Source organism: Mesorhizobium sp. B2-9-1 (assembly GCF_006439455.1).
In the GTDB taxonomy this organism is placed as follows: Bacteria; Pseudomonadota; Alphaproteobacteria; order Rhizobiales; family Rhizobiaceae; genus Mesorhizobium.
Genome location: NZ_VFTP01000023.1, coordinates 16,543 through 37,634 on the forward strand (window position 1 = coordinate 16,543; position 21,092 = coordinate 37,634).

General features: G+C 63.3%; 22 protein-coding genes and 1 tRNA gene. 8 read left to right on the top strand and 15 right to left on the bottom strand.

The genetic code is table 11. The features are described from left to right. Nucleotides 1–65: 65 nt before the first annotated feature. The 5 genes from FJW05_RS25215 to FJW05_RS25235 all read right to left on the bottom strand — a co-directional run bounded on the left by FJW05_RS25215 (nt 66) and on the right by FJW05_RS25235 (nt 4,458). Nucleotides 66–1,454 (bottom strand): HAMP domain-containing sensor histidine kinase, encoded by a 1,389-nt coding sequence (locus FJW05_RS25215; RefSeq protein ID WP_140636593.1) that lies wholly within the window; start codon nt 1,452–1,454, stop codon nt 66–68. 45 nt (nt 1,455–1,499) lie between these two features. Beyond that, nucleotides 1,500–2,177 (bottom strand): winged helix-turn-helix domain-containing protein, encoded by a 678-nt coding sequence (locus FJW05_RS25220; protein WP_140636595.1) that lies wholly within the window; start codon nt 2,175–2,177, stop codon nt 1,500–1,502. Nucleotides 2,178–2,328: 151 nt separating this feature from the next. Then, nucleotides 2,329–2,832: an SRPBCC domain-containing protein gene (locus FJW05_RS25225; RefSeq protein ID WP_140546516.1), complete on the bottom strand. Its 504-nt coding sequence runs from the start codon at nt 2,830–2,832 to the stop codon at nt 2,329–2,331. Further along, nucleotides 2,816–3,175 (bottom strand): metalloregulator ArsR/SmtB family transcription factor, encoded by a 360-nt coding sequence (locus FJW05_RS25230; RefSeq protein ID WP_140546515.1) that lies wholly within the window; start codon nt 3,173–3,175, stop codon nt 2,816–2,818. Before FJW05_RS25230 ends, FJW05_RS25225 begins: the two co-directional genes overlap by 17 nt. Nucleotides 3,176–3,678: 503 nt before the next feature. After that, nucleotides 3,679–4,458 (bottom strand): hypothetical protein, encoded by a 780-nt coding sequence (locus tag FJW05_RS25235; protein WP_140636597.1) that lies wholly within the window; start codon nt 4,456–4,458, stop codon nt 3,679–3,681. Nucleotides 4,459–4,657: 199 nt separating this feature from the next. On the opposite strand from FJW05_RS25235, the gene FJW05_RS25240 reads away from it, so the two are divergent. Next, the gene (locus FJW05_RS25240) at nt 4,658–5,290 is read left to right on the top strand and encodes an isoprenylcysteine carboxylmethyltransferase family protein (RefSeq protein ID WP_140636599.1); all 633 of its coding nucleotides are present in this window, start codon (nt 4,658–4,660) and stop codon (nt 5,288–5,290) included. A 419-nt stretch (nt 5,291–5,709) separates the two neighbouring features. On the opposite strand, the gene FJW05_RS25245 is transcribed toward FJW05_RS25240, so the two are convergent. Beyond that, nucleotides 5,710–5,919 carry a hypothetical protein gene (locus tag FJW05_RS25245; RefSeq protein WP_140636601.1) on the bottom strand — a complete coding sequence of 70 codons (210 nt, stop codon included), beginning with the start codon at nt 5,917–5,919 and terminating at the stop codon, nt 5,710–5,712. Continuing rightward, on the bottom strand, nt 5,916–6,671 hold the full coding sequence (locus FJW05_RS25250; RefSeq protein WP_140636603.1) for a COG4280 domain-containing protein: 756 nt from the start codon (nt 6,669–6,671) through the stop codon (nt 5,916–5,918). The genes FJW05_RS25245 and FJW05_RS25250 overlap by 4 nt, the downstream gene beginning before the upstream one ends. Nucleotides 6,672–6,929: 258 nt before the next feature. On the opposite strand from FJW05_RS25250, the gene FJW05_RS25255 reads away from it, so the two are divergent. The 6 genes from FJW05_RS25255 to FJW05_RS25280 all read left to right on the top strand — a co-directional run bounded on the left by FJW05_RS25255 (nt 6,930) and on the right by FJW05_RS25280 (nt 13,762). Next, entirely contained in the window at nt 6,930–7,949 is a 1,020-nt protein-coding gene (locus FJW05_RS25255; RefSeq protein ID WP_140636605.1) for an LLM class flavin-dependent oxidoreductase, read from the top strand. A 143-nt stretch (nt 7,950–8,092) separates the two neighbouring features. Further along, entirely contained in the window at nt 8,093–8,968 is an 876-nt protein-coding gene (locus FJW05_RS25260) for an SDR family oxidoreductase (RefSeq protein ID WP_140636607.1), read from the top strand. A gap of 166 nt (nt 8,969–9,134) precedes the next feature. Continuing rightward, nucleotides 9,135–10,100, top strand: coding sequence for a sugar ABC transporter substrate-binding protein (locus FJW05_RS25265; RefSeq protein ID WP_140636609.1), 966 nt, complete (start codon nt 9,135–9,137; stop codon nt 10,098–10,100). A gap of 138 nt (nt 10,101–10,238) precedes the next feature. Further along, on the top strand, nt 10,239–11,738 hold the full coding sequence (locus FJW05_RS25270; RefSeq protein ID WP_181165069.1) for a sugar ABC transporter ATP-binding protein: 1,500 nt from the start codon (nt 10,239–10,241) through the stop codon (nt 11,736–11,738). Continuing rightward, on the top strand, nt 11,735–12,751 hold the full coding sequence (locus FJW05_RS25275; RefSeq protein ID WP_140636613.1) for an ABC transporter permease: 1,017 nt from the start codon (nt 11,735–11,737) through the stop codon (nt 12,749–12,751). The genes FJW05_RS25270 and FJW05_RS25275 overlap by 4 nt, the downstream gene beginning before the upstream one ends. Nucleotides 12,752–12,763: 12 nt before the next feature. Next, complete coding sequence (locus FJW05_RS25280) at nt 12,764–13,762, top strand: substrate-binding domain-containing protein (protein ID WP_140636615.1); 999 nt, start codon at nt 12,764–12,766, stop codon at nt 13,760–13,762. 539 nt (nt 13,763–14,301) lie between these two features. On the opposite strand, the gene FJW05_RS25285 is transcribed toward FJW05_RS25280, so the two are convergent. After that, nucleotides 14,302–15,360 carry an ornithine cyclodeaminase gene (locus tag FJW05_RS25285; RefSeq protein ID WP_140636617.1) on the bottom strand — a complete coding sequence of 353 codons (1,059 nt, stop codon included), beginning with the start codon at nt 15,358–15,360 and terminating at the stop codon, nt 14,302–14,304. 2 nt (nt 15,361–15,362) lie between these two features. Continuing rightward, nucleotides 15,363–16,295 (bottom strand): arginase, encoded by a 933-nt coding sequence (gene rocF, locus FJW05_RS25290; RefSeq protein WP_140636618.1) that lies wholly within the window; start codon nt 16,293–16,295, stop codon nt 15,363–15,365. Nucleotides 16,296–16,422: 127 nt separating this feature from the next. Here rocF and FJW05_RS25295 point away from each other — a divergent pair, with 127 nt between their 5' ends. Beyond that, on the top strand, nt 16,423–16,863 hold the full coding sequence (locus FJW05_RS25295; RefSeq protein WP_095769871.1) for an Lrp/AsnC family transcriptional regulator: 441 nt from the start codon (nt 16,423–16,425) through the stop codon (nt 16,861–16,863). A 178-nt stretch (nt 16,864–17,041) separates the two neighbouring features. On the opposite strand, the gene FJW05_RS25300 is transcribed toward FJW05_RS25295, so the two are convergent. From FJW05_RS25300 to FJW05_RS25320, 6 genes are all read right to left on the bottom strand, one after another. Beyond that, complete coding sequence (locus tag FJW05_RS25300) at nt 17,042–17,425, bottom strand: hypothetical protein (RefSeq protein ID WP_140636619.1); 384 nt, start codon at nt 17,423–17,425, stop codon at nt 17,042–17,044. A 238-nt stretch (nt 17,426–17,663) separates the two neighbouring features. Next, the gene (locus tag FJW05_RS25305) at nt 17,664–17,861 is read right to left on the bottom strand and encodes a hypothetical protein (RefSeq protein WP_140636620.1); all 198 of its coding nucleotides are present in this window, start codon (nt 17,859–17,861) and stop codon (nt 17,664–17,666) included. Nucleotides 17,862–17,885: 24 nt separating this feature from the next. Next, on the bottom strand, nt 17,886–18,179 hold the full coding sequence (locus FJW05_RS25310) for a hypothetical protein (protein WP_140636621.1): 294 nt from the start codon (nt 18,177–18,179) through the stop codon (nt 17,886–17,888). Between the two features lie 663 nt (nt 18,180–18,842). Beyond that, nucleotides 18,843–20,450 (bottom strand): hypothetical protein, encoded by a 1,608-nt coding sequence (locus FJW05_RS25315; protein ID WP_140636622.1) that lies wholly within the window; start codon nt 20,448–20,450, stop codon nt 18,843–18,845. 43 nt (nt 20,451–20,493) lie between these two features. After that, a complete protein-coding gene (locus FJW05_RS27540; protein WP_181165070.1) occupies nt 20,494–20,667 on the bottom strand; it encodes a hypothetical protein in 174 nt (57 codons plus the stop codon). Nucleotides 20,668–20,991: 324 nt separating this feature from the next. Next, nucleotides 20,992–21,066, bottom strand: a tRNA-Gly gene (locus FJW05_RS25320). Nucleotides 21,067–21,092 lie beyond the last annotated feature (26 nt).

Consider the following 21,092-nt stretch of genomic DNA (forward strand, 5'->3'; position numbering starts at 1 on the left):
TCCTCGGCAGAAGTCATGGCATGGATTCTAGGGTCTGCGCGCGTCGCTGCGCTCCTTGCTCCGCCCTAGAATGACGACGTCACCGGAGTTCGCACAGCCGGAAAGCTGACTGTAACGCCGAGACCCGGATTGCGGTCCTCGAGCGTTATCGCGGCGCCATGCAGGTCGGCCACCGCCTTGACAAGGCTGAGGCCCAGGCCGCTGCCCGGCGTCGTGCGGCTGGCATCGAGCCGATAGAGCCGGCGGAACACTTTCTCGCGCTCCTCGGCGGGAATGCCCGGGCCATTGTCGCGGACATGAATGAGGACGTGGTTGCCTGCCTTGGTCACCGAGAGCTCGATCGCGGTGCCCGGCGGGCAATGCCTGAGCGCGTTCTCGACCAGATTGGCCAACATCTGCATGAGCAGGTCGCGGTCGCCATGCACGTACCATTTCGTATCCGGAACGATCACGGTGGACAGAGACTTGCCGTCGTCCTCGGCGACATCGGCATAGACTTCGCCGATGGTCTCGACGACCGGCCCGACATCGAGATCGACGAAGCGCGCCTTGCGGGCGCCGGCTTCGATCTGCGCGATGCGCAGCAAAGCGTCGAACGTGCTGTTGATCTGCTGGCTCTCGGCGCGGGCGTCGGTCAGCTCGGTCGAGACATCCTCGCCCGACACCGTCTTGTCGGCGGCCGATTCCAGGATCATCTGCAACCGGTTGAGCGGCGTCTTCAGATCATGGGCGATGTTGGCGCTCACTTCGCGCATGCCGTCGACCAGGGCAGACAGGCGCTCGAGCGCGGAATTCACCTGGGCCGAGACGGCGTCGATGTCGTCGCCATTGCCGATCAGCGGGATGCGGGCGTCGAGCCGCCCATGCGAGACGTCGACCATGGTGTCGGCGATGCCGTCCAGGCGCCGCTGGACGCGCGAGGCAAGCATGGCGCCGCCGCCGATCGCCAGGACAGTGATGAAGAGCGTGGCCCAGCCGAAGCTCATCAGCACGATGGTTTCGAGATCCTCGGTTTCCGAGAGCGAGAAGGCGACCGTCAGCTTGCTGTCGCCGACCGTTCCTGAGTAAGCGCGGTATTCGGTATGGGGCGGGACACCCGGCAACTCGGCAGCGAACATCGAAAAACCCTCCGGTAGGCCGGAAGCGGTGAAATCCCCAGCGAGGCGGTTGCCGTTCCGATCGGTGAGGGAAAAGATCTGGTCCTTGTCCTGGCTGAACTGGGCATGGTCCCTGACGGTTGAAACGAGGTCTTCCTCGTCGCCCTCGGCATGGGTCGCCGCAATGAGCGAATAGGTCTCCTTGATCGACTGATCGAGCTGCCTGGCCAGCGAGGCGCTCATCAGCTGATAGACGATAGCGCCGGACAGGATGAAGGCCAGCAGGAACAGGAAGGCGAAGGTCAGCGCCAGCCGGAACGGCGTGCTGCGCAGCAGGCTGGAGCGCGTCCCGCTCATGCGATCGCGCCGGCGGTTGGCCGCCCCGCGATTGCGGAGGCAAGATCAGGCCGGGACATGCAGGCTGTAGCCGGTATTGCGCACGGTGTGGATCAGCGGCACGTCGAACGGTCTGTCGACCTTGGCCCTGAGCCGGCTGATATGCGTCTCGACGACACTGGTCTTGGGGTCGAAATGAAAATCCCACACGCGCTCGAGCAGCATGGTTCGGGTGATGACGCGGCCCTCGCCGCGCATCAGCACCTCGAGCAGGCTGAACTCGCGCGGCTGCAGGTCGATCGGTTGGCCCTGCCTGGTGACGCGGCGCTGGATAAGGTCCATTTCGAGGTCGGCGACGCGCAAAGTCGTCTTCTGCTCCTGCGCAGCCGGCCGGCGGCCGAGCGCATGGATGCGGGCAAGCAGCTCGGAAAAGGCGAAGGGCTTGACCAGATAGTCGTCGCCGCCGGCTTCGAGGCCCTCGACGCGGTCGTCGACGCCGCCGATCGAGGTCAGGAAAATAGCCGGCGTACGGATGCCGGCGGCGCGCACCGCCTTGATCATCGACAGGCCGTCGAGGCCGGGCACCATGCGGTCGGCGACGATCACGTCATAGGCGTTGCGGGTCGCGGCGAAGAGCCCGTCATGACCGTCGCGTAAGAGATCGCAGACATGGCCGGCCTCGGTCAGTCCCCTGACGATATAGTCCGCGGTTCTCGGATCGTCTTCAACAAGCAGAAGTCGCATCGCCCAGTGCTGTCCTTGCCGCCTCAACCATTTGTTTTTACGAGCTTTCGGACCGAGTGCCGCTTCACATTTTTGCGAGAGACAGCCGATATCCATCGCGGGCCGACGAGGGCAGTCGCGAAGAACCGGGCGGCCGGCGGTGAGAGCGACCTCATGGTCGTCCCGCGCTCGCGCCCAGCGTGAGGAGAAGCTCGTCCAGTTGCCCGAACGTCTCGCCCATCGCATCGGCCGCCCCGGTGCCGGCAGCGTCGAGAGCTTCTTTCGAGGGATAGAGCTCGTGCATGACCAACAGCGTCTTGCCATCCTTTTCCTCGAAGGTCACCGTGGTGACGGGTCCACCGTCGCCGCCTTCGTCGTTGGTCCAGGCGAGGCGCGAGTACGGTACCACTTCGATATACCTGCCGAAGAACTCAGCGGGGTTCGAGGCGTCGTGGCCGAACGCCAAACGGTACCCGCCCCCGACGCGAACATCCATCTCGCAGGAACGCAGGATCATCCCCATCGACTTCGGCGCCCACCACCGCTTGAACAGTTCGGGCTTGGTCCACGCCTCGAACACGATGCGCGCCGGGGCGTCGAAGGTTCGCGTAACGACCAGCTCACGGTCGGACCTCCGTTCTACCGTCGTGCGAGCAGGCTCACTCCGTTGTGCCATCGACTTCCTCCTTCCGTTTCAGGTCCTCGACAACCCTGTCCAGCTCTTCGAAGCGTGCGTCCCAAAGCCGGCGGTATCTCTCGATCCAAGCCGCCTCTTCCTCCAGTCCGCGCAGGCCGAGCCTGCACGTCCGCACCCGCCCGGCTTTCCGGGTGGTGACGAGCCCCGCCTGTTCCAAGACGCCGACGTGCTTCTTCATGCCCGTGAGGGTCATGTGGAATTTCTCGGCAAGGTCCGTGATCGAGGCTTCCGCGCGTCCGAGCTGCTCCAGAACGCCGCGCCGTGTGGCGTCCGAGAGCGCGGCGAACGAGACATCGAGGCTGGGTTTCGAATACTGAACCATTTGGTTCAGTATCTAACGCATCGATGAGCGGCGCGCAAGGGATAGCGGGCGTGCTGCGCCGCCGACCGCCTCCGCCCGGGCCCGTCTCGCTGCTGCAACTTATGGTGAATGTCGACATGCTCTAGTTCCCCGGACAGGGATTTTGAAAGGTTGGCGTTTGTCTTAGGGCAAGATTTCCGTTCACTTCGGTGAAATCAGCGCAAACGCCGGGGATTGGTTGAAGCCGCCCAACGTCATCATTCTATGGCGGAGCAAGGAGCGAAGCGACGCGGCGCAGACCATAGAATCCATTCCGTGACTTGGAAGCGCCGCCTCGGTGCAGAATTTTGCTCCGTTGCACGCCTTGGCGAAGGTAACGGCATGGATTCCAGGGTCTTCGCGACGGAGCTTCGCTCCTGCTCCGCCCTGGAATGACGGTCGCGATGGGCGTTTCGGCCAATCTCCAACGCATGCCACCTGCCAACACAAACAGAGCCGACCGGTCAAAATCCTGTGCGGCGCCTCTAGTCGAGGAGCGCCAGCTCGTCTTCGTCGATCAGCTTTCTCAGCGTCATATGGAGAACGATGGCCACGATGCAGCCGAGAAAGGTCAGGCTGGTGAAGGTGACGCCGAAGCCCAGCCCGCCATATCCGGCCGGATGCGAGAGCAGGTCGCCGAAGGAGGCGCCGAACGGCCGGGTCAGGATATAGGCGAGCCAGAAGGCGAGGACGCTGTTCAGGCCGAGGAAGAACCAGGCAAAAGCGATCGCCGCGATCACGCCGCCGAAGATGAGGCCGGTGGCGAGATAGCCGATATCGAAGCGCTCGGCCACCAGATCGCCGGCAGCCGTGCCGAGCGAGAAGGTGAAGAGGATCGCCAGCCAATAGAAGATCTCGCGCCTGGCGGTAAAGATGGTGTGGATCGAGAGGGTCCTTTCGCTGGCGTACCAGACCGCGAAAGTCAGGGCTAGGGCGACCGAGAAGACGATGGTCGTCGTCTCCAGCCGCACGCCGAAATCATCGACGAGGTTGTCGGCGACCAGGGTGCCGACGACGCTGATCAGCACGACCGCGAGCCAATAGGCCCAAGGTACATAGCGTTTCTGCGCAAACTGCAGGACGAGCGCGACGATGAGGATGCCGCCCATGATCAAGGACGTGACGGTAAGGCCGAGGCCGATATTGACGGCGAGGTAGTCGGCCGCCGTCTCGCCCATGGTCACCGCCATGATCTTGATCAGCCAGAAATCGATCGTGACGTCCGGGACGCGGTTGGGCGCGAGGCTGTCGGCTTGAGAGATCATGGCGCGATCCGTTGTTCGTTCGAGCCACCTCGAATTCCGTATGGCGGCGACGCCCAAATTAAGCAGGCGAATTCACCGCGGCCTGTCCGCGTTCTTACAAATTCGTAAGATTGGCCAAAAACATCCGCGGGGCCTCGCCATCACGCGGCAGAGAAGCTAGACAAGCTTGGCGCGCCTTCTTGGCGTCGGAACGGTGAGAATGGCCTACACATCCCTCAAATCGGCGCCGAAGGCGTTCGACCAGCACAAGCGCCTGATCGTCGTGCAGGCGGCCGCGGTGATGGCTATCGTCCTGTTGCTGTTTTCCAAGCCGTTCCTCAGCGAGGGCTCGAACGGGCACGAGCTGATGGAGACGGTCGGCTTCGGCCTGGTGCTCGTCTGTTTCCTTGGTCGGCTGTGGAGCATCCTCTATGTCGGCGGCAAGAAGAACAACGAACTGGTCGTCGCCGGCCCGTTCTCGGTGACCCGCAATCCGCTCTATTTCTTCTCGACCCTCGGCGCGACTGGAATTGGGCTGATGTTCGGGTCGGTGCTGGCGGCCGTCATGCTCGGCCTGGCGAGCTATCTCGTCTTCCGCTTCACCGCGCGTAAGGAAGCCGAATACCTCGCCGGCAAGTTCGGCGCGGCTTATGCGGCCTATGCCAACCGCACGCCGCGCTTCTGGCCCAACCCGCTGCTTTACCACGACGAGGCGCAGTGGCTGTTTTCGACGATGGCGTTGCGGAATACGTTTCGCGACGGGCTCTATTTCCTGGCTTTGTTTCCGGTGATCGAGGCGGTCGAGTATTTGCGCCTCAGCGGCGACCTGCCGACGCTTTTCACGGTTTATTAGTTGGGCGGCGGGCCATGCCGGCACGCAGCATGCCTTGGAGACTAGCCGAAATGCCCATCGCTATCGTCATTCTATGGCGGAGCAAGGAGCGAAGCGACGCGCGAAGACCATAGAATCCATTCCGTGACGTCGAGGCGTTGCCACGGTGTAGAATTCTGCTCCGCTGTGCCCTTCGATCAAGGTAACGGCATGGATTCCAGGGTCTTCGCGACGGAGCTTCGCTCCTGCTTCGCCCTGGAATGACGAGGTTGAGAGGCTTCCGCCAGTCTCCAGCGTTTGCGCTGCGTTTCCACGGCCAAAGTCACGGAATGATCCTCGGGTCTGCGCTCCGCTTCGCGTCGCTACGCTCGTGGATGACGAGGTTCGGGCGGCTCCACCGATCTCCAGCGGTTGCGCAGCTTCACCTGAATGAACGCCGATTAACGCGTCCTGCCGCGCGCGGCGCGGCGCGTGCTCTGCACGAGAATTGCCAGGCAGCCGGCGAGAAGCAGTAAGCCGCCGATGAGCGGCGGCAGCGCCAGCAATTTTACCGCCGCGGCGATCAGAGCGATCAGGATCAGCGTCAGCAGCGCAAGGCTGCCGTCGTCGACGAACATGCCGACGAGTTCGTTGAAGACCAGACGGATCATCGGACTACTCCTTCGGCGGGCGCCGGGTAGGCGCCGCGCAGCCAGCGCACGATGGCGAAGGATGCGGCGGCAATGACGACGAAGATGGCGAGCAGAGCGAGGTCGGCGCCCGGCCACTCGGCGCCGAGGCCTTCGCCGGTCCAGAACACGCCGAAGCTGGTCAGCATCAGGCCGACGACGAATTTCAGCGCATTCTCGGGCACGCGGGCCAAAGGACGATGCACGGCAAGGCCGATCAGCATCACCAGCACGAAGGCCGCCAGCGCGCCGAGGCCGGCATAAAGCGTCTGGCCGTGCGCGGCGCCGACGGCAATGACGATGAACACCACTTCGACGCCCTCGAGCAGCACCGCCTTGAACGACGCGACGGCCGCCAGATACTCGGCGCGGCGGTCGGCGGCCTGCCGCTGCAAGGCGGCCGTCTCCCTGGAAAAGGCCTGCTCCTCGTCATGCAGCGCGATCACGCCGACGCTGCGCAGGATCGCCTTTCTCAGCCAGCGCATGCCGAACAGGATCAAAAGCACGCCGACCACGAATTGCAGGACGGTGATGGGGACGAGCGCCAGCAGCGGCCCGAATGCCAGCACCAGCGCCGCAAGCAAGATGAGCGCCAGGGCCGCGCCGGTCAGGGCCGGGCGCCAGCTGCGCGTCACGCCGACGGCGAGCACGATAGTGAAGGCTTCGACCACTTCGACGAAGGATGCCAGGAAAGAGGCCGTTACGGTGGAAAATATGGGGGTCAGGCCATGCATGCAGGCTTCGTCCAATGCTCGGGAATCATCGGGTAGCGTGAACGATACAGCGCTTTGGCGGCGCAGAGAATGCCAGGGATGAGGCGATCGGCGCCGCCTCCGGCCCAATCACGCCCTGACGCGAGGGCGGACATTCGCAGAACGCATTGACGGTCTGTATCCGTTCGGTGTCCGTTGTATCGCAGCACTGCCCTGGCTATCTGCTGGAGCAACAAGAAGTTCAAGCGGTCGATGGGCCGCTCCAGCAGGAATGGAGCCATGAAGAAGATCGGATTTCTGTCGTTCGGGCATTGGTCGCCCTCGCCGCAATCGGGCACGCGCTCGGGCGCCGACGCGCTGCTGCAGTCGATCGACCTCGCGGTCGCGGCCGAGGAGCTCGGCGCCGACGGTGCCTATTACCGCGTCCACCATTTCGCCCGCCAGCTCGCTTCGCCGTTTCCGCTGCTTGCCGCGGCCGGCGCCAGGACCAAGCGTATCGAGCTCGGCACCGCCGTTATCGACATGCGCTACGAGAACCCGCTCTATATGGCCGAGGATGCGGGCGCCGCGGACCTGATTGCCGGCGGGCGTCTGCAGTTGGGCATCAGCCGCGGCTCGCCCGAGCAGGTGATCGATGGCTGGCGCTATTTCGGCTACGTGCCTGAAGAGGGCAAGAGCGATGCCGACATGGCGCGCCGGCACTCGGAGATATTCCTCGACCTGTTGCGCGGCGAAGGCTTCGCTCAGCCCAATCCGCGGCCGATGTTCCCCAACCCGCCCGGCCTGCTCAGGCTCGAACCCTTCTCGGCGGGCCTGCGCGAACGCATCTGGTGGGGCGCGGCCACCGACGCCACGGCCGTGTGGGCGGCCAAGCTCGGCATGAATCTGCAAAGTTCGACGCTGAAGTTCGATGAGACCGGCGAGCCGCTGCATGTCCAGCAAGCCAAGCAGATAAGAGCCTACCGCGCCGCCTGGAAGGAAGCCGGCCATGCCAGGGAGCCGCGCGTCTCGGTCAGCCGCAGCATCTTCGCTCTCGTCAACGACATGGATCGCGCCTATTTCGGCGGCAGCGAGGGCGAGGACCATTTTGGTTATATCGAGCCGGAGAAGCGCGCCGTGTTCGGCCGCACCTATGCCGCCGAGCCGGATGTGCTCATCGAGCAGTTGAAGGAGGACGACGCGATCGCCGAGGCCGACACGCTGCTGCTCACCGTGCCCAACCAGCTGGGCGTCGACTACAACGCCCATGTCATCGAGTCGATCCTGAAGCATGTCGCGCCGGCGCTGGGCTGGCGGTGACGCTTGATCCAGCCGCGGCCGACCCGGGTCGCGGCCGGTAAATTTTTTTCGACAGTCGAGAATCCTTTTCATCCGCCGTCTCGTCTTGGCAGGGCGAGGCGTTTTGCCGGGCGGATTCGGCCGGCCGTGAAAAGGAAAGACGGATGATATTGGTGACGGGCGCGACCGGCTTGAGCGGTCAGATAATTGTTCGTGAGCTGGCGCAAAACCATGTGCCGGCGAGGGCTTTGGTAAGAAGCGCTCACAAGGCGTCGGCCGCCGGTCTCGACAAGCTGCCGGGCATCGACGCGATCGAAGGCGACATGCGGGCTGGAGACGATGTCAAGACCGCGCTTGAGGGCGTCACGCGGGTGTTGCTGATCTCGTCGGGGACACCGGATATGCGCGAAACGCAATGCAACTTCATCGATCTGTGCCGGCAGGCCGGTGTCCAGCATGTCGTCAAATTTTCCGGAGCTGAGTCCGGGATCGGGTTCGATCCGGCCAAATTCCGGTTCACGCGCATGCATGAAGAGATCGAAGACCATCTCGAAGCGGCAGGCCCGGCATGGACGCATCTTCGGCCTTCGCAGTTCATGCAGGTCTATCTCAGGGAGGCTTCGACCATAAGCCGGGACGGCGAGTTGCGGTTGCCCTTCGCCGGCATTGAGCTTGCGCCGGTGGCCATCGAGGACATCGCGAAGGTCGCCTGCCGGCTGTTGCGGGACGGCGGCCACCAGGGCGAGAGCCTGGACATGACAGGGCCGGAAGCGCTGACGATGCACGAGCTGGCTGAACGGATATCGGCCGCGATTGGAAGGCCGGTGAGATATGTCCCGGTCAGCTGGGAAGAACGCCGCCGCACGCTGCTCGGTAGCGGTGCCCCTGCGGATTTTGTCGATGCGCTTGGCGAGCAGTTGCAAGAGCGTCTTAGGCGGCCGAAGTCCCGCGTCCATCTCGCCACGCACGACGCCTTCGGTGTCCGGCCGACCAGTTTCAGGGAGTTCGCCCGGACTTACGCACGGGCATTTTTCGGATAGGATTTCACGCGCTCACCTTCAACCAAGTGGTTGAAGACGCGGATGAATGCGGCCAACCCTCCAGTCGGGGGCTGCTCCTGATATTGACACTTTCCAAATTCGCGCTCTACTCTCCGGCGTAATCGGTTACGTAACCGATTACGGCTCAATCAAGTGGAGGAGACTAATGAGCAAGATTTCGAACACGCATGGGCTTGGCTCGTTCTCGCGCCGCCAATTCCTTAAGACCAGCGCCTTGGCCGCCGGCGCGCTCGCTTTGCCGCTCGGGCCGGTTCTCGCCGCCGACAAGCCGAAGGTCGGCCTGGTCATGAAGTCCCTGGCCAACGAGTTCTTCAAGCAGATGCAGGCCGGCGCGGAGGAGTATGCGGCGAAGAACAAGGACAAGTTCGACTTCGCCGCCGTCGGCATGAAGGACGAGCGCGACTTCGCCGCGCAGGTCGACGCGATCGAGAATTTCATCACCCAGAACTACAACATCATCGTCGTCGCGCCGGCCGACTCGAAGGCCATGGTCACGCCGATCGCCAAGGCGCTGAAGGCCGGCATCAAGGTCATCAACATCGACGTGGCGCTCGACACCGAGGCCAAGAAGAAGGCCGGCATCGACCTCGCCTTCTTCGGTCCGGACAACCGGGCCGGCGCCAAGCTGGCCGGCGACGCGCTCGGCAAGGCGCTGGGCAAGGGCGGCAAGGTCGTCATCCTCGAGGGCAATCCCGAGGCCGACAACGCCAAGCAGCGCAAGCTCGGCTTCGACGATTCGGTGAAGGAGTACAAGCTGAAGCTGCTCGACTCCAAGACCGCGCATTGGGAAACCGAGGAAGCCAACACGCTGATGACCAACTTCCTCACCCAGCATCCCGACATCCAAGGCGTGATGGCGGCCAACGATTCGATGGCGCTCGGCGTCGTCAAGGCGATCGACGCTGCCGGTAAGTCCGGCCAGATCAAGGTCGTCGGCTTCGACAACATCCCGGCCGTCGGTCCGCTGCTGAAGGAAGGCAAGATGCTCGCCACCGTCGAGCAGTATGGCGCGAAGATGGCGGCGATGGGCATCGACTACGGCCTGCGCGAGCTCGCCGGCGAGAAATTCTCCGGCTGGGTCAAGACCGACGTCAAGCTGGTCACGGCATGAGGAGAGCCTAGGCGCCGGCACTCCCTTCCGGCGCCAGGCTTTGTCTCTCTCGTCACCGCCGCCGCCAGTTCCGGCGGCGGTGACGAGCGTCCGCGCCGCTATCGTCGCCGACGGGCACGGTTTAGGATTCTGCCGCCCATGGATGCGATTCTCTCTCTTGAAGGGGTCGGAAAGACCTTTCCCGGCGCCATCGCGCTGAGCGAGGTGTCGCTATCGATCGCGCGCGGCGAGACCCACATCATCCTGGGCGAGAACGGCGCCGGCAAGTCGACGCTGATCAAGCTGCTCGCCGGCATCTACCAGCCGGATTCGGGCTTGATCGCCTTCAACGGCCAGCCCTACCGGCCGAAGACGCCGCATGACGCGCAGCAGAGCGGCATCCGCGTCGTGCATCAGGAGCTGAACCTGTTGCCCTATCTCAGCATCGCCGAGAATCTGATGCTGGAAAACCTGCCGCGCCGCGCTTTCGGCATCGTCGACCGCAAGGCGCTCAACAGCCGCGCGCTGGTGCTGCTCAAGGAAGTCGGCCTCGACATCGATCCGCGCATACGCGTCGAGGCGCTCGGCGTCGCGCAGATGCAGCTGGTCGAGATCGCCAAGGCGCTGAGCTACGACTCGAAGCTTCTGGTGCTGGACGAGCCGACGGCGACGCTGACGCCGCCGGAGATCGAGCGGCTGTTTTCCATCATCAAGCGGCTGAAGGCCAAGGGCGTCACCATCATCTACATCTCGCACCGGCTGCATGAGGTGTTCGAGATCGGCGACCGGGTGACCATTTTGCGCAACGGCAGACTGGTCGCGACGCGCGACCTGCACGGCCTCACCGTGCCCGACCTGGTGCGCATGATGATCGGCCGTGACATCGCCGACGAATATGGTTTCGACGCTTCGATCGTGCTGGGCAAGGTCGCGCTCAGCGTCGCCAATCTGAAGCGCGACGTCTCCACCCCGGACATCTCCTTCGCCGTGCGCCATGGCGAGATCCTCGGCGTCGCCGGCCTGGTCGGCAGCGGCCGCACGGAAGCGATGCGGGCGCTGTTCGGCGCCGATCCGAAGCTCGACGGCGTCGTCGAGATCGACGGCAAGCCGGTGGCGATCGCCGCGCCCAAGGATGCGGTGCGGCATGGCTTGAGCCTGCTCACCGAGGACCGCAAGGGCCAAGGCCTGCTGCTCGACATGGCCGTCGACAAGAATATTACCATCACCGATCTCAGCAAGATCTCGCGCAACGGGCTGCTCAACCGAAAGACGGAGGCTGCGGCCGCCAACGATCTCGTCGGCCAGCTGCGCGTCAAGGCGAGCTCGATCGAGCAGGCGGTGCGCAATCTCTCCGGCGGCAACCAGCAGAAGGTGGTGCTGGCCAAATGGCTGTTCCGCGGCACCTCGACGCTGATCCTGGACGAGCCGACGCGCGGCGTCGACATCGGCGCGCGGCGCGAGATCTACCAGCTGCTGTGGATGCTGGCGGCGCGGCAGAAGGGCATCATCATGGTGTCGTCCGATCTGCCTGAATTGATGGGCATGTGCCACCGCATCATCGTCTTTTCGAAAAACAAGATCGTCGGCGAGGTGCCGCGATCCGACTTCGACCAGGAGCGCATCCTGTCGCTCGCCTATCAGGAGTATGTGCGACCATGAGCGAGACGTCCGAGATAGCCGTGGCGGCGCCTGTTTCTCCGGGCCGGGCGAAATTCCTGCGCTTCCTGGTGCGCGATGCCGGTGTGCTCTTGGCGCTGGTGCTGATCACGCTGTTCTTCTCGGCCACCGCCCCCTATTTCGCTACCTCCGGCAACGCGCTGAAGATCTTCGTCCAGATCGCCATCAACACGGTGCTGGCGGCCGGCATGACCTTCGTCATCCTCACCGGCGGCATCGACCTTTCGGTCGGCTCGGTGCTGGCGCTGTGCACCGTGGTCGGCGCCACCGTCATGATCAACGAGAGCCTGTCGCCGGCCGCGGCAATCACGCTGGCGCTGCTTGCCTGCATGGCGACGGGTGCGGTGTGTGGCTTCCTCAATGGCTGGATCTCGACGCGCTGGAAGATCCCTTCCTTCATCGTCACGCTGGGCATGCTCAACATGGCGGCGGGCGCCGCGCGCGTGGTCAGCGACAATTCCACCATCACCGGCCTTCCGCAGAGTTTTGTCGATTTCGGCAACCTGATCATCGGCGGCTTCCTGCCGTCGATCTTCCTGGTCGCGGTGCTGGTGATCGCCGCCGGCTGGTTCGTGCTGCGCTTCACCGTCTTCGGCCGCATGATCTTTGCCGTCGGCACCAATGATGAGGCGGTCCGGCTGTCGGGCCACAATCCGGATTTCTACAAGGTAGCCGCCTTCACCATCAGCGGGCTCACCGCCGGCATCGCCGCAATGGTCTATCTGTTGCGCCTCAACATCGGCAGTCCGATCGCCGGCGTCGGCTATGAGCTCAATGCGATTGCCGCCGTCATCATCGGCGGCACCAGCCTCAGCGGCGGCAAGGGCTCGATCATCGGCACGCTGGTCGGCGCCTGCATCCTGCAGGTGCTCTCCACCGGATTGCAGCTGCTCGGCGTCGGCGACAATTTCAAACCCATCGTAATCGGCCTTGTCATCGTGCTCGCGGTCATCCTAGACGCGTATCGGGAGAGGCTGTTGCGGAGAATCCGCTGAGGGGAACGGGCCATGACGACGATCGCCGATGTTGCGCGCCATGCGGGGGTGTCCGTCGCCACCGTCTCGCATGTGATGAACCATACGCGTCACGTCGAGCCGGAAACGGCCGAGCGCGTGCGCGCCGCGATCGCGGCGCTGCGCTACAGCCCGAACTCGGTGGCGCGCAGCCTCAGGCGCGGCGAAACCAAGACCATCGGTCTTTTGCTCCCCGACAATTCCAATCCGTTCTTCGCAAGCGTGGCGCGGCAGATCGAGGACGCCGGCTTCGTTTCCGGCTACACGGTGATCCTGTGCAACTCCGACGGCAATGCCGAGAAGGAGGAGCGCTATCTCTCGGTCTTGATGGCCAAGCAGATCGACGGGCTGATCTTCGCCGGCTCGTCCGACCATGCGCGGGTGTTCGCCCGCCTCTTGCCCAGCGTGCCGGCGGTGCTGCTCGACCGCGAGATCCAGTCGGTCAATGTCGATTCGGTGCTGGTCGACCACGACCATGGCGGCTATCTCGCCGGGAAATACCTGGCCGGGCTCGGCCACAGGAAGATCGGCGTCATCGGCGGTCCGCGCGATTCGAGCTCCAGCCCGGCCCGCCTGCGCGGTTTTGCCCGCGCGCTTGGCGAGGCAGGCGTGGAGCTGCCGGCGTCGTCGATCGTCGATTCCGACTATCATTTCGCCGGCGGCCGCCTGGCGATGGATCAGTTGATGGCGCAGGCGTCCGGCATCACCGCGGTGTTCGCCTGCAACGACCTGATGGCGATGGGCGCGGTCACCGCGCTGCGCTCGCGCGGCATGCACGTTCCCGACGACATGTCGATGATCGGCTTCGACGACATCCCCTACGCCGTCACCACCTGGCCGCCGCTGACGACGATCGCGCAGCCGGTGGAAAAGATCGGCACGCTGGCGGTGAGCCTGCTGCTCGAGAGGCTGGGCGAGCCGGAAGCGCCTTCAAGGCGCGAGGTGCTGGCGCCGGTTCTGGTGGAGAGGGAAAGCTGCGCGGCACGGGGGTAGCCTGGCAATTGTCGATGCGGGCGCTGCCCCGCTCCGTCTCGGCGCTGCGCGCCGATCCACCTCTCCCCCATTTCATCCACGGCATGCACATTTCCAAGCGGCCGGCTTTTGGCGATAGCGTGCATGGCAGCGCGCTGATCGACCCCCACTCCGTCTCGGCTTCGCCGAGCCACCTCTCCCCCGATCGACGGGGTAGAGGAAAGGGGCCAAGCTTTTTGCCGTCAACGCCAGTCCAGCAACGCTCCCTTCCTTTCCCTCCGGAGGGGGGAAAGGTGGCGCTGCGAAGCAGCGACGGATTGGGGGAACCACCTGGCAATCAAGCCTCAGGTCGATCAGTCGCGCCAGTCACAGAAGATGTGTGCATAGCGTAGCCCGTTTCTGGGGAGAGGAAACGCTAATCGCCGAGGGCACGGCCTTCGCAAGCTTGGGTTCCTCGCCCCCGCCAGAGGCGGGGGAGAGGTGGCTCGGCGAAGCCGGGACGGAGAGGGGAGCGCCCTATGCGATTATCCCGCCGTATGAAATCGCCTCAACGAACTCCCTCACGCCGCCGGCTGTATGGCCGCCCTCTCCAGCATGCCGAACAGGTCGCGCGGCTCGTCGGGGTCGGCGAGCAGGTCGAGCTCCTCATAGAGGCCGGTGGCCTGGAGCTGGTCGCGGACGTAGCGCAGCGCGGAAAAATCTTCCGTGGCAAAGCCGACGGAATCGAACAGCGTGATCTGCTCGGCCGACTTGCGGCCCTCGGCCTTCCCGGTCATCACCTGCCACAGCTCGGTCACCGGATGATCGGCGTCGAGCTGCTGGATCTCGCCCTCGATGCGCGTCTGCGGCGGGAACTCGACGAAGATGTCGGAGCGCAAGAGGATGTCGCGGTGCAGCTCGGTCTTGCCGGGGCAGTCGCCGCCGACGGCGTTGATGTGGACGCCGGAGCCGACCATGTTGTCGGTGAGGATCGTGGCGTACTGCTTGTCGGCGGTCACCGTGGTGATGATGTCGACGCCTTCCACGGCATCCTGGCCGGTCGAGCAAATGGTGATATCAAAACCCTTGCCGGCGAGGTTGCGGGCGCATTTTTCCGAGGCCGAGCGGTCGATGTCGTAGAGCCGCAGCCGGTCGATGCCGATGAGCGCCTTGAAGGCAATGGCCTGGAATTCGGACTGGGCGCCATTGCCGATGATGGCCATGGCGCGCGAACCCTTCGGCGCCAGGTATTTGGCGGCGACGGCCGAGGTGGCGGCGGTGCGCAGCGCCGTCAGGATGGTCATCTCGGTGAGCAGCATCGGATAGCCGGAGCCGACATCGGCGAGCACGCCGAAGGCAGTGACGGTCTGGCGGCCCTCGCGCATGTTCTTCGGGTGGCCGTTGACATATTTGAAGCCGTACATCTTGCCGTCGCTGGTCGGCATCAGCTCGATGACGCCGTCATGGCTGTGCGAGGCGATGCGCGGCGTCTTGTCGAACAGCTCCCAGCGGCGGAAATCCTCCTCGATATAGGCGGCGAGCTCGGTGAGGAAGCGCTCGACGCCGATGGCGAGCACCAGCTTCATCATGCGGTCGACGCTGACGAAGGGAACGATGGCGAGGCGCGAAGGCTGGGTCATGATCAGAGGCTTCCGGAATGGCTGCGGGTCGGGCGGTCCATGATGCGGCGGCCCATCAGGCTGGCGGTGAGGTCGACCATCAGGGTGGCGGTGCGGCCGCGCTCGTCGAGGAACGGGTTCAATTCGACCAGGTCGAGGCTCGAGACGAGGCCTGAATCGGACAGCATCTCCATCACCAGATGCGCCTCGCGGAAGGTGGCGCCGCCCGGCACGGTGGTGCCGACGGCGGGCGCGATCGAAGGATCGAGGAAATCGACGTCGAGGCTGACATGCAAGAGCCCGTTCTCCTTCTCGACACGGGCCAGGAAGGCGCGCAGCAGCGGCGCGATGCCGTGCTCGTCGATGGCGCGCATGTCGTGCACGGTGATGCCGGCTTCAGTGAGCGCGCGGCGCTCGGCCGGGTCGACGCTGCGCAGGCCGATGGCGCAGATGCGGGCCGGGTCGACTGCTTGCGGCAGATCCGGGAAATAGCCCTTGAAGCCGGCCTGGCCGCTGGCATAGGCGAGCGGCACGCCGTGCAGATTGCCGCTGGTGGTGGTGTCGAGCGTGTGGAAATCGGGATGCGCGTCGAGCCACAGCACGAAGAGCGGCCGGCCGCGCTCGGCGGCGCGGCGCGCCACGCCGGACACGGTGCCGGCGGAGATCGAATGGTCGCCGCCGAGGAAGATCGGCATGGCGTCCCGCGACGCCGTGTAGGCGGTCTCGGCGATCGCCGCCGTCCAGGCGGAGATCTCCGGCAGCGCCTTCAGCGCGAGATTGCCGTGCACCACCGGGCGCGCCGCGGCCTTCTCGACCGCGCCCCAGTCCTCGACCTCATGGCCGAGCTCGGCCAGCACCGAGACCAGCCCTGCCGTGCGCAGCGCGCTCGGCCCCATTTCGCATCCCATCCTGCCCGCGCCGTCCTGCACCGGCGCGCCGACGATCCTGCAGCGCATTTTTCTCACCTTGCGATTGATTGGAAGAGTGAACCATCAGCCGCTGGCGGTTTGAACAGCGAAAATTGGCATTTCGAGAAGACTAATCTATCATATTGACCAGATGATTTGATCGAAATGGAAAGCCATGGACGCTCTCGACGAGAAACTGGTGACGCTGCTGAGGCACGATGCGCGGCGCAGCGTATCCGACCTCGCCATCGATCTCGGCGTGTCGCGCGCCACGGTCAGGTCGCGGATGGAACGGCTGGAAAAGTCCGGCGAGATCATCGGCTACACGGTGGTGCTGCGCGCCGACGCGGTCGATCAGAAGATACGCGGCGTGATGACGATCGAGATCGAGGGCCACGCCGCCGACCGCGTCGTCAAGGCGCTCGGCGGCCTCGCCGAGGTCTCGACCATCCACACCACCAACGGCCGCTGGGACCTGGTGGTCGAGCTCGGCACCGCCACGCTAACGGATTTCGACGCGGTGCTGCGCCGCATCCGGCTGATCCCCGGCATTACGGGGAGCGAGACAAGCCTGCTGCTGGCGACGCCGAGGACGACACGGGCGCGGCTGGCGTAGCGGCAGGATCGGTGACGGCAGCGCCAAGGCGTGAAGCGGTTCGGTGATCTTGCGAAACGCCGGGCCGCTTCAGGTCCTTACTTCGTGCGATGCGGGCCGAAGGCGACGGCGCCGGGCCGCGATCCGGCTTTCCCGGAATTGCTCCATGACTGCCGCATCGCACCGCTCATGCAGGCGGTCAGCCGTTCGGATAATAGCCGCCGTCCGAGCCGTCGCCCATATAGATTCCCTGGCCGGTAACGTTTCGGAGCCGCTGGTCCAGCTCATTGACCCGCCCGATCGCAGAACGGCCGCCGGCGGGCTGGATGCTATCGGCCTGCCGCATCAGGTCGCGGGCCTGTTCCTGCGTGATCTTGCCGGCCTGCCTGGCCGCACGGATACCTTGCTTCACGCCAAGCAACTGCTGCGTCGCGGCTCTCGCTTCAGGCTCCGCCGGCACCGACGCCGTGGTCATTGTGTCGACCTGCGCCCTATGGTGGCGGTGCACGGCATAGGCGCTCGAAAGCGGTATGGCCGCGAAGATCGAGGCGGCCGCGATGAGTTTTGGGGTGAAAGAACGCATGATGACATCTCCTCGTGATGGAGGAAGCGGCAAGACCGCTTTTTCCGAAAACGGGCCGTCCGGTCGCGTCGTGTCGCGGTGCTGGCCATTCGCCGCCGGCGGATCTCGGCCCAGAAACGACATATAGAAAGCCGCCCCGGTGTTGAAACGGAGGTGGAACGCAAATGTTATCCAATGTGATCTGGGGTTGAATCGCCGATGCGCGGTCGGCGAGGCGGGTCGCCGAGGCCGGGCGCCTTCAGGCGACGCTGGCGAATGGGACCGGCCAATTGATGGCCTGCCCGATTGGCTCGGCATTGGCCCGATCGGCAAGTTGCTCGGCTTCGCGTTGCGTCAGCCCGATCAGCAGCCGGCCTGCTATCTCCGCCGGGAGATCGGAAACCAGATCGCAGACAAGCCAGTCGTCGCAGGGATCCTGCATTGCCGCGAATCTCATGGGCGCTCCTTGTTTTAGCGCAAGCTAAATTTCCGATGATGCCCAATCGTTCCATCGCGGGGCGATCAAATATCGAGAAAGAGGTACGGCGGAGCGCGGCACCGAGAGGATTTCATTTGCCTGCCCCGCGAGCTGCTGCGCCTCCTCGCGAGTCGGGCCAAGCAGCAGCATGTTCGGTATTCGCGCCGGGAAACCGGACCGCAAATCAAACACCATCCATTGGCCGCACGGATCCTGTAAGGATGTGAACCTCATGGCCGACGTATCTTTGCTTTGACGCAATTCCGAACGGAAGGCTACGGCGAAGTCGTCGACCACAACCGCTCACACTTTCCTGGAATTGCTCCAGCTATGCCCCAACGTAACGACTTGCGGGAATGCCTCCCGCGAGACTGCCCGGCCGGATTAATTCCAGCACTTTCACACAACATATAGTTGTCGGGCACCCGGCAAAAGAGGCTCTACAGTCCCTTCGGCATGCGACTCAAGTCCGATGGGCAGCGGATACTTTCCGGGCGGCGAACGTGGCTGTTTGAAGGAAAATATCGCGTGAACCATCTGCTGGATGTTTTGCGGGAGATCCGTGGGATGCGGCAATGCGCGTTGCCGACGGTCCAGACGTAACTGCGGCCCGGGTTTCCCGCAGGCCACAAATGCGAAAAAGCCGCGGAGACCGCGGCTTTTCGTTTGCTTGAAGGAACTGGAGCGGGTGAGGCGAAGGCGGAAGCGGCGAAGGTCGGTCTGTGGGTTGGCAAGCTCGATGTGCTATGGGACTGGCGTGCTTCGCACGCCGACGGCGCGGTGCCGGCCAGCCGGCCGTTCGGCATCGTCAGCCGCAAGCTGGTCGCTCAGAGCGGCTATTCCAGCGAGCCGCCGCGAACGTGCAAGCTGGTCAGCTCGTGCGATGAGGCCCAAAGGCATCTGCAGAACTGCTCGTGGGGTGGAACTGGATCGCGACGGCGTGACGCGCGAGACGCTATGCTAATATCCCGCGAAGTCGATGTTGCCGCGAAGTTTTGGGTAGTATTCTCGATCATCGGCAATCGCTGCCATCTCCTGCTTGTAAGGCCCGTCCGGATTAACCAGATCGTGGGCGCGGCTCACGGCAAATCCGGGCGCGTGGAAGAAAAGGCGACTGTCGTCTCCCATATTTTTCGCCGTGGCGTCGACGACGCAATGTGCAAAAATCCGCCGCTGGAACTTGTCGGCATGTGAAAAAGAAATTCGCGTGCCAAACTCGGTTACCCATACATAACGAGGCAATTCGGTTGCTCTTGCGAGAGATTTTGTCGCGTCGGTGAGATTATTGCGAAGCATCCGATGTTTGTATTTCCACCCATACGTTAGGTATGTTCTTGCTATCACTTCGTTTTGCTGAAATTGGTGGGTGAACCCGTCTCCCAAAGCGACGCTATGACCGAGATCGTTTGCGTAGTCTTGCCGCAGCTGTGGCCATGCCGCGGCGTACATCTGCAGAAAGTCCCAGGCGAATGCTTCTGCCTTCTCGGCCGGAACGAAGACTTTGTCAGGCAACGGAATAATCAGTGAAATCACGTTGGCGTGGACATTGTAAGGTGTCTCCCCGAGCGCGTTCCCGACGGCAACAGCCATTCGTCGATTGGGACCCTGCTGGTCATCGTTGACATAAAACGCGGAGCAGAAGGCAGCGCGGGTAGGGCGTACCGGTAATGCAGCGGCGGGCATTCCATGGGAAAAGACTTGACCAGATGCGACAACAGCGTGGCCGATGTCAGCGCCAAGATTGCCCAGTCCGACGATAACTGGAATGCCTGAATCAATGTAACGATTGATCACATCGGTTGGTCGAATTCCCTGCCAGTTCGGTGGATTGCTGCCAATCGTTGCGGCGTATGTCAGCGGCTTTCTGCCTGCAGCCCTCAGTGCTGAAACCATCCCGTTTAAGCTTAGGAACTCAGAGCCGTTGGGGATTGTGGAAGCAACACTGGCCCACTCCCCGGTCATAGCGGCCTCCGTGATCCCGACGGTAGATATCCAGGGACCTTTGTGGCGCGCATGGAAATGGCGCGCCACAGTCCAGATCGCCGCCTGAGCGCACGCACCGATCCGCTGGTCCTGTTGGGTCATTGGAAGGGTATCGATAGCGAACTCGGCCCCTAGGACGTGAGCCTGATATCTCGCTCGGACAAGAACATGTCCCTCTGAATTCGCAGGAGTGTCGGGCGCCTGCAAGACGGCTTGCGCCAAAGGAGCCTCGTGAATTGGGCGGAGCACCACGAAGCCCAAGTAATCCGTCGCGCACTCCTGAAGTTGGAGCGCGATATCAGTAGGAGATGCGAGCCCAACTATTTGCGTCAGGTCGCTTCGAAAAAAATGTAACCGCTTGCATAGCTTGCTGTGACGCTTGAATAGCCGTGCATAATAGGCCGCGAAAGCTTCTGTAAAATCGCGATCCAGGTATTCGTCTTCAAGCAACACGGTCTGCGCGGCAAGAGCTCGCAGGTGCGTAACAATGTTGCCAACAATGTGAGGATTGGCCTGCCCAGCCTGCAGAATAGTTTCAATCTGCGTCCAGCCGGCAGCGTCGAGCAAAATTGCCGATACCGCCATCTAAGTTCGACCCTCCCCAAGCCGAACCCAATATGCAAGGCAATTAGCCTACTAGCAAGTACCCGCTCTTTTGCTCGGCGGTCCGGATGTTGGCGTCAATCTGCTTGAGCGCTTCACGCGTTTCCGGAGAAATCTTCGTGTTAAGAGGGGGAATAGGACGCAGCCCTGGCTTCTTTTCCCCACGCTGCGCCGAATCATCCAATTTCTTGATTTCCATCGCGCGACCTCGGCTCCCACCCATTAAGTTGTTGATGTGACTCCCAATTTCAAGCTTGGAAGCATGAAAAGGAGATCAATGTAATCAAACACTTAAAGCCTGTGCCTTAAGAGTATGCACATAAACGAAGTCCAATCCACTATTTTCCTTGACAGGCTCAGAGTTTCCGCAGGTCTGATTCTTCCCCGCAATTTCGAGTGGGCGGACGCCCGTGACGACAGTTGTTCCTACGCTACGGGGTGCCCTGGTGCCGCCCGGCGCAAATGGAAAAGGCCGGATTGATCCGGCCCATTTCGATAAGCGCTTAATTTCCTTAAAGGAAACTGGAGCGGGTGAAGCGATTCGAACGCTCGACCCCAACCTTGGCAAGGTTGTGCTCTACCCCTGAGCTACACCCGCTCGCGCGGCCTTGGGCCGCAAGCCGC